At 71.0% G+C, this 8,125-nt stretch carries 6 protein-coding genes; 2 read left to right on the plus strand and 4 right to left on the minus strand.

The genetic code is table 11. From position 1 onward, the window contains the following. Positions 1 to 419: 419 nt before the first annotated feature. Genes ACWGH4_RS25795 through pgsA form a run of 3 tightly spaced genes read right to left on the minus strand, consistent with a single transcriptional unit; the run spans position 420 to position 3,141 of the window. Complete coding sequence (locus ACWGH4_RS25795; RefSeq protein WP_453465159.1) at positions 420 to 1,583, minus strand: glycosyltransferase family 4 protein; 1,164 nt, start codon at positions 1,581 to 1,583, stop codon at positions 420 to 422. Further along, positions 1,580 to 2,476, minus strand: coding sequence for a phosphatidylinositol mannoside acyltransferase (locus ACWGH4_RS25800; protein WP_453465166.1), 897 nt, complete (start codon positions 2,474 to 2,476; stop codon positions 1,580 to 1,582). Before ACWGH4_RS25800 ends, ACWGH4_RS25795 begins: the two co-directional genes overlap by 4 nt. Further along, positions 2,476 to 3,141, minus strand: a complete 666-nt coding sequence (gene pgsA / locus ACWGH4_RS25805) for a phosphatidylinositol phosphate synthase (protein ID WP_441265310.1) — start codon at positions 3,139 to 3,141, stop codon at positions 2,476 to 2,478. Before pgsA ends, ACWGH4_RS25800 begins: the two co-directional genes overlap by 1 nt. Before the next feature lie 278 nt (positions 3,142 to 3,419). On the opposite strand from pgsA, the gene ACWGH4_RS25810 reads away from it, so the two are divergent. Together ACWGH4_RS25810 and ACWGH4_RS25815 are read left to right on the plus strand one after the other, a co-directional pair. Beyond that, complete coding sequence (locus ACWGH4_RS25810) at positions 3,420 to 5,627, plus strand: elongation factor G-like protein EF-G2 (protein WP_453465169.1); 2,208 nt, start codon at positions 3,420 to 3,422, stop codon at positions 5,625 to 5,627. A gap of 201 nt (positions 5,628 to 5,828) precedes the next feature. Continuing rightward, positions 5,829 to 7,484, plus strand: coding sequence for a hypothetical protein (locus ACWGH4_RS25815; RefSeq protein ID WP_453465163.1), 1,656 nt, complete (start codon positions 5,829 to 5,831; stop codon positions 7,482 to 7,484). A 3-nt stretch (positions 7,485 to 7,487) separates the two neighbouring features. Here the strand turns inward: ACWGH4_RS25815 and ACWGH4_RS25820 are convergent, their stop codons facing one another. Beyond that, positions 7,488 to 8,051: an HIT domain-containing protein gene (locus tag ACWGH4_RS25820; RefSeq protein WP_441265419.1), complete on the minus strand. Its 564-nt coding sequence runs from the start codon at positions 8,049 to 8,051 to the stop codon at positions 7,488 to 7,490. Positions 8,052 to 8,125 lie beyond the last annotated feature (74 nt).

Raw genomic sequence — 8,125 nt, forward strand, 5'->3', positions numbered from 1 at the left:
ACCACCCACCCGCGCAGCCCCGCCCCGCAAGGGGCGCAACGCACCCCGCACCGGGCCACGCCCCGCAGGGCGACGCGCAACGAAGCCGGGCCACGCCCGCCAAGGCGGCACCCACCACCGGAACCGCCACGCCCCGCACGGGGCAACGCAACAGGCGCCGGGCCACGCCCCGCAGAGGGCAACACACCGCACCGGGGCCACGCCCCGCAAGGGCGCAACACACCCGCACGGACCGCGCGAACCGGGACCGCCACACTCACGACCGACCCCGTCCCGGATCCGCCCCACAGCGGCGCAACGCGCAGCCACCAAGCAACCCCGCACAGCCACAACACCCACCCGGCCGGAAGCCAAGCCAGCAGGGGCAAACACGAACCGGGACCGGGCCATGCCCGGGACCCCGACGCCGCGCGGGGCGATCAGTCGCGGGCCGCCAGCCCGAAGCGTGCCCGAAGCCCCGTGCGTTCGTCCGTCGCCACCGACGCCGCCCCGTCCGTCACGGTCTCGTACACCGCGAGGATGTCCGCGCCGACGGTCGACCAGTCGAACCGCCGCACGTGCGCGCTGCCCCGCTCCCGGAGTTCCGCCCGCCCCTCGGGGTCGCGCAGCAGCGCGACCGCCGCGGCGGCCAGCGCGTCCGCGTCCTCGTTGGCGAAGAGCCGGCCGGCGGCGCCCTGGTCGAGTACCTGGGCGAACGCGTCGAGGTCGGCGGCGAGCACCGGCGCGCCCGCCGACATCGCCTCGACGAGGATGATCCCGAAGCTCTCGCCGCCGGTGTTGGGCGCCACGTACACGTCGACGCTGCGCAGCAGTCGCGCCTTGTCCTCGTCGCTGACCATGCCGAGGAACTCGACCTGGGAGCGCATGGCGGCCGGCAGGGTCGCGACGGCCTCTTCCTCGTCGCCGCGTCCGGCGACCAACAGCCGTGTGCCGGGGCACTGTTCCAGGATCGTGGGGAGGGCCTTCATCAGGACCGGCAGGCCCTTGCGGGGTTCGTCGATGCGGCCGATGAAGCCGATCGTGTTCCCCTGCCATTCCTTCTTCGGCTCGGCCTTCTCGAAGAAGCCGACGTCGACGCCGTTGGGGATGACGACGGCGTCGCCGCCGAGGTGCTCGACGAGCGTCCTCCGCGCGTACTCGCTGACGGCGATGCGCGCGCTGATCTTCTCCAGCGCCGGCTGGAGGATCGGATACGCGGCGATCATGGCGCGGGAGCGCGGGTTCGAGGTGTGGAACGTGGCCACGATGGGGCCTTGGGCCGCCCAGCACGAGAGCAGCCCCAGCGAGGGTGACGCGGGCTCGTGGATGTGGATCACGTCGAAGGTGCCGTCGTGCAGCCAGCGCCGTACCCGGGCCGCGGAGAGGAAGCCGAAGTTCAGCCGTGCCACGGAGCCGTTGTACGGGACGGGAACGGCCCGCCCGGCCGAGACGACGTACGGCGGCAGCGGGGTCTCGTCGTCGGCGGGGGCGAGCACGGACACGTCGTGGCCGAGCCGGATCAGATGCTCGGCGAGGTCGCGGATGTGGAACTGCACACCGCCGGGTACGTCCCACGAGTACGGGCAGACGATGCCGATCTTCACGCCCGGCGCTCCTCGAGGTCCGCGAGCCACAGCCGTTGCAACATGTGCCAGTCCTCCGGGTGTTCGGCAATGCCGGTGGCGTAGGCATCGGCCAGCGCCTGTGTCATGGAGGACGTCTTCTCGGCGCGCGTACCTGTCTCCGGTACGTCGACGGCAGCGTGGACCCGCCCGTGCATGACGGGCTCCTCGCCGTACCAGAGGGTCACGGGCAGCAGCAGGGCCCCGGTCTGCTGCGCGAGCAGCGCCGGTCCGGCCGGCATGCGTGCCGTCTCACCGAAGTACTTGACCTCGACCCCGGATGCGGACAGGTCGCGGTCCGCGACGAGGCAGACGAGGCCGCCGGCGCGCAGCCGGCGCGCGAGGGTGCCGAAGGCCGCGCCGCCCGAGTGGGGAAGAACCTCCATGCCGAGGCTCTCGCGGTAGGCGACGAACCGGTCGTACAGCGACTCGGGCCGCAGCCGTTCGGCGACGGTGGTGAAGGGCACCCCGAGGGCCCTGGTCACCCATACCCCGGCGAGGTCCCAGTTGGCCAGGTGCGGCAGGGCGAGGATCACGCCCCGTCCGGAGGCGAGGCCGTCGGTCAGGTGGTGCACGTCCTGGATCTCGACGCTGCGTGCGACGCGTTCCTTGCTCCAGGTCGGCAGACGGAACGATTCCATCCAGTAGCGCATGTACGAGCGCATGCCGGCCTTGGACAGCTCCATGAGCCGCTCGGGGGTGGCGTCGGGCACGACCCTGGCGAGGTTGGCCTCGAGCCGCAGCACGCCCTTGCCGCGCCGCTTCCAGGCGGTGTCCGCGATGGTGCGGCCGAGGCGGGCGGCCATCGGCTCCGGCATCTTCTTGACGGCGCTCCAGCCGAGCCCGTAGAGGGCGTCCGTCAGTTTGTCCCGCATCATGACGCCTCCGCCCCGCTTCCCTGCGCCGCCGCGGCGTCGGCCTCCGCCGACTCGCGCCGCACGGTCACGACCCGCTGACCGAGCGTCACGAGACTGCCCACGGCGACGATCCACAGCGCGATCGGCAGCAGGATGTCGATACCGGGGACGCCGAAGCCGTGCAGGCCCGCGAGACCCGCCGCGACCAGCGAGATCACGAGCCGCTCCGCCCGCTCCACGAGCCCGTTGACGGCCACCGGGAGGCCGATCGATTCTCCGCGTGCCTTGGTGTACGAGACGACCTGGCCGCTGGCGAGGCAGAAGATGGCCACCGCGCACAGCACGTTGTCGTCGCCGCTGCCGGCGTACCAGAGCGCGAAGCCGCCGAAGATCGCCCCGTCGGCGACCCGGTCCAGCGTCGAGTCGAGGAAGGCGCCCCACCTGCTCGAAATCCCCGCCTGGCGCGCCATGTTGCCGTCGACCAGGTCGGAGAAGACGAACAGCGTGATGACGATCGTGCCCCAGAAGAATTCTCCGCGGGGGAAGAAGACCAGTGCTCCCGCCATCACTCCGGCCGTGCCGATGAGAGTCACCGCGTCGGGGCTGACCCCGCGGCGGAGCAGAAACGCGGCGAACGGTGTGAGGACACGCGTGAAGAATGCACGCGCGTACTTGTTCAGCATGGCCTTCCCGAGGGTTCGGTGGGCCGCGTGGCCCCTACGGCCACCGGCTGGCCCATCGTAGCCAGGACCGTACGGGCGCAGCGCCGCGCACCCGTCCCGGGAGGCGGCGTCCGACGTATGGACGCACAGTGACGGGAGTGGAAAGCTCGAAAGACCACCGCGGGCAACGCCGGAGCTGCCCCGGACGCCCTTCGGGACGCCTTCATGGCTCCCCCGCCGCCCGCGGCTTCCTTCCCTCGCCGTGCAATCGAGCCGTGAATCGATCGGGAGGCAAGATCATGGGCGACAAGGCGCATGCACACCACCCCGGGGCCGCCGGCAGAGCAGTAACGGCCGACCGCCCCGCATCCGTACGGAATGTGGTGCTGGTCGGCCACAGCGGATCAGGCAAGACGACCCTCGTGGAGGCACTGGCTCAGACCGCGGGAGCGGTCAACCGGGCCGGCCGGGTCGAGGACGGTACGACCGTCTCCGACCACGACGAGATCGAGCACCGCCAGCAACGCTCCGTACAGCTCTCGCTCGTCCCCCTCGAATGGGGCGGGTGCAAGATCAACCTGCTGGACACCCCCGGATACGCCGACTTCGTCGGCGAGCTGCGGGCCGGTCTGCGGGCCGCGGACGCGGCCCTGTTCGTCGTCTCCGCCGCGCAGGAGGCGGAGGCCGTGGCCGGCGCGACCCGCATGGTCTGGGAGGAGTGCGCCGCGGTCGGCATGCCACGCGCGATCGTCGTGACACACCTGGAGACCGCGCGCACCGGCTTCGACGAGCTCACCGCCGTCTGCGCCGGCATCTTCGGCGGCGACGACCCGGACGCCGTGCTGCCGCTGTACCTGCCGCAGTACGGACCGCAGCACGCGGACGGGCACGCGCCCGTCACCGGCCTGGTCGGCCTGCTCACCCAGAAGATCTTCGACTACTCGTCCGGCGAGCGGAAGGAGAACCCGCCGGACGCCGAACAGACGCCGTTGATCGAGGAGGCCCGCGGCCGCCTGATCGAAGGGATCATCGCCGAGAGCGAGGACGAGACCCTCATGGACCGCTATCTCGGCGGCGAGGAGATCGACCTCAAGACGCTCATCGACGACCTGGAGAAGGCCGTCGCGCGCGGCACGTTCCATCCGGTCCTCGCCGCCGCGCCCGCAGGGAACGGCGCCAAGCAGGGCCTCGGCACCGTCGAACTGCTCGATCTGATCACCGCCGGCTTCCCCACACCTCTCGAACCCGAACCGCCGGTGGTCACCACCCCCGACGGCGCACCGGGCCCGCGGATCACCTGCGATCCGAACGGCCCGCTCGTCGCCGAGGTCGTCAAGACCGCGTCCGACCCCTACGTGGGCCGGATATCGCTGGTCCGTGTCTTCTCCGGCACGCTGCGGCCCGACGACACGGTCCACGTGTCGGGGCACGGGCTCGCCGACCGGGGCCACGAGGACCACGACGTCGACGAACGGGTCGGCGCCCTGTCCGCCCCCTTCGGCAAACAGCAGCGCCCCCTCCCCCACGCCATCGCCGGGGACATGGCCTGCGTCGCGAAACTGTCCCGGGCGGAGACCGGCGACACGCTCTCCGCCAAGGAGCGGCCGCTCCTGATGGAGCCGTGGGCCATGCCCGACCCGCTGCTCCCGCTGGCCATCCAGGCCCACAGCAAGGCGGACGAGGACAAGCTCTCCCAGGGGCTGTCCCGCCTCGTCGCGGAGGATCCGACGATGCGGCTCGAGCAGAACCAGGACACCCACCAGGTCGTCCTGTGGTGCCTCGGCGAGGCGCACGCCGATGTCGCCCTGGAACGGCTCCGCAACCGCTACGGCGTGCAGGTCGACACCGTGGCGTACAAGGTGTCGCTCAAGGAGACGTTCAGCGACAGCTCTGCCGGCCGGGGCCGCCACGTCAAGCAGTCGGGCGGACACGGCCAGTACGCGATCTGCGAGATCGACGTCGATCCGCTGCCCCCGGGCTCCGGGATCGAGTTCGTCGACAAGGTCGTCGGCGGCGCGGTACCGCGCCAGTTCATCCCCTCCGTGGAGAAGGGCGTACGCGCCCAGGCCGCCCGCGGCGTCGCCGCCGGCTACCCCCTGGTCGACGTGCGGGTCACCCTGCGCGACGGCAAGGCGCACTCCGTCGACTCCTCCGACGCCGCCTTCCAGACGGCCGGAGCCCTCGCCCTGCGCGAGGCCGCCGCGGACACCCGTATCAACCTGCTCGAACCGGTCGCCGAACTACAGGTCCTCGTCTCCGACGAATATGTCGGACCAGTGATGAGCGACCTGTCCGGCCGCCGCGGCAGAGTCATCGGCACGGAGCAGACGCCCGGCTCCCGCACCCTCGTTCGCGCGGAGGTGCCGGAACTGGAGATCGGCAGATACGCCGTGGACCTCCGCTCCATCTCCCACGGCACCGGCCGGTTCAGCCGCCGCTACGCCCGGCACGAACCAATGCCCCAGCAGGTCGCCGACAAGGTGCGCGAACAGACGAACGGCGCCTGACGGCCCGCCTCTTCACCCCGCCGCCCGCCCACGGCCGGCTTCGGCCGCCGGGGCGGGCGGACGGCCGAACGCGCCCTTAACCGAGGGCCGCAGCCTCGATAGGCTGACCGCACCGACTGGGCTGCCCAGCTCAGAAGGTGTGCGGGGCACGGTAGTTGGGAACAGGCCGCAGTGCGGAAACACGCGGCGATGGGGGCGGTAGTGGCCAACGACGTATTCGATTTCACGCCCGGGGCGCAGGTCCCGCTCATGGGGGCGGCCGGACAGACCGCGGCGACGCACGCCCTCGCATCGGCCGCCTACCGGGACACAGAGCTCAAGGAGATCCTCAAAGCCAACAGCGAGTGGCACAAGTCCGAGGTGACACCGGGAAAGATCTCGCTCTTCGAACCCAACCTCGGAGAAGCCTTCTCCCGGGCCGTCCAGGTCCGGATGCTCGGCGGCGCCCGCAAGGCCCTCATCCAGTCCTTCGGCACCGAACCCCAGTCCGTCGTCGAACACTGCCTGGCCGCCAACCGGCTGCGCCGCGAACGCGACAGCAGACTCACCGCCGTGATGGCCGTGTGCGGACTGCTCTTCCTGCCCGGCCTCCTCCTGTGGCTGGGCGTATTCCAGCTGCGCCGTACCCTCGCCGGCTCACAGAACAAGCGCGCCGGCGCCCTCGGCAGCCTGCTGCTGGCGGCGATCGGCATCCTCGCCGTGATCTTCCTCGTCCGGCTTCCGTTCGGCGGCTTCTGGGCGTACTACATCCGCGCGATGCTCGTCGCACCGGTCCTCGGCTGGTTCCTCGCCAAACGCATCTGCGAGTCGTCCGCCAAGGACATGCGCGCCCGCTGGGACGCCCTCCTCTCCGGCGGCGGCATCGGCGCCAAGGTGCCGGAGGCGGTACCGGGGAACCCCGGCGACGCGGCCCGCGAACAGCTCCGCCAGGGGCTGGAGAAGCTCACCGCCGAGCAGCAGTCCAATGTCGTCTTCTACGCCGGCCCCAAGGGCATACTCGGCATGGGGACCCGCTGGGGCAGCTGGCAGATGGCGGAGGAGCTCGTCTCCCACGACCCCGCCAAGGAGATCAACCAGTTCCGCAGCTGGGACGTCATACGGGCCATCCACGACAAGCTCAAGCTCCTGGAACGCGGCCCGCTGAACTCCGGCGGCTTCCCGCCCCCCTCGGTCAAGCACTGGATCGTCTCCCCCGTCGGCGAGAACGCCTCGGCCGTCGCCCGGCCGGAGGGCCAGGAGGTCGAGACCTTCCAGATCAAGGGCCACGAGATACAGCGCATCTGCAACCACCAGCAGTTCGGCAGCGGCAACCGCCACTACCTGGGCGTGCAGTTCACCCTCTGGGACGGCCAGCTGGTCATCACCATGCTGATCACCGTCACCGTGCTCCACGAGACGCTGCGTGTCGAGGTCACCGGCCACGCGCTCGGCCCCGTGCACTCCCTGTTCACCACGAAGCCGGAGCCCAAGACGGTCACCGTCAGCAAGACCGTCCGGTTCTGGGAGACCGTGGACCGGGTCCTGCCCCTCGTGGACGCCAAGGAGGTCGTCCGCCTCGCCGTGCGGGCCCCCTTCACCTGGTACCCGCCGCTGCTCGACTTCCTCGGCGGCAAACTGGTGCTGCCCGAGCCCTTCGGCCTGCGGCACGCCTGGGCCGAGAAGCCGTGGCGCCACCGGTTCATGGCCGACGACGCGATGCGCGCCGCCGCACCCGTGCTGCGTGTGGCGCACACAGCCGCGCTGAAGGTCCTCGAGGACAACGGCGTCGACACCTCGAAGTTCGGCAACCGCGCCACCGTCGTCAGCGGCTTCGTCCAGGACCCGACACCCGGCAAGGCGGACGTCTACGACGCGTGAGCGTCAGCCCTTCGGCCAGTGCTCGGCGAGCATCCTGCGGGTGTCGCCGAGCAGTTGGGGCAGCACCTTGGTGTTGCCGATGACCGGCATGAAGTTGGTGTCGCCGCCCCAGCGGGGCACGATGTGCTGATGCAGATGGGCGGCGATGCCGGCGCCCGCCGCGGAGCCCTGGTTCAGGCCGATGTTGAACCCGTGCGCGCCGGACGCCGCGCGCAGCGCGGTCATCGCCTGCTTGGTCAGCTTGGCGAGCTCGGCGGTCTCGGCGTCGTCCAGGTCCGTGTAGTCGGCGACGTGGCGGAACGGGACGATCATCAGGTGCCCGCCGTTGTACGGGTAGAGGTTGAGCACGGCGTAGACGCGCTCCCCACGGGCGATGACCAGGCCGTCCTCGTCGCTCTTGGAGGGGATCGAGCAGAACGGGCAGCCGTCCCCGGAACCGGGACCCGTGGGCTTGTTCTCGCCCTGGATGTACGCCATCCGATGGGGCGTCCACAGTCGCTGGAACGCGTCAGGCGTCCCGACTCCGATCTGCTGCTCCGGCTGCTCTGTCGTCATGCGGGCCAGCATATTCGGCGCTGCTCGCGGCATGCGGCGAGGGTCTTTCGAAACGAGAGGCAGGCGAGGGGCGGCCCCGGGAAGGG

The sequence above is a fragment of the Streptomyces sp. NPDC054847 genome, from assembly GCF_053610925.1.

Bases quoted from the DNA above. Each gene is read 5' to 3' on its own strand.
- ACWGH4_RS25800 (WP_453465166.1), bottom strand. From the start codon at position 2,476: ATGCGGGACAAACTGACGGACGCCCTCTACGGGCTCGGCTGGAGCGCC.
- pgsA (WP_441265310.1), bottom strand. From the start codon at position 3,141: ATGCTGAACAAGTACGCGCGTGCATTCTTCACGCGTGTCCTCACACCG.
- ACWGH4_RS25810 (WP_453465169.1), top strand. From the start codon at position 3,420: ATGGGCGACAAGGCGCATGCACACCACCCCGGGGCCGCCGGCAGAGCA.
- ACWGH4_RS25820 (WP_441265419.1), bottom strand. From the start codon at position 8,051: ATGCTGGCCCGCATGACGACAGAGCAGCCGGAGCAGCAGATCGGAGTC.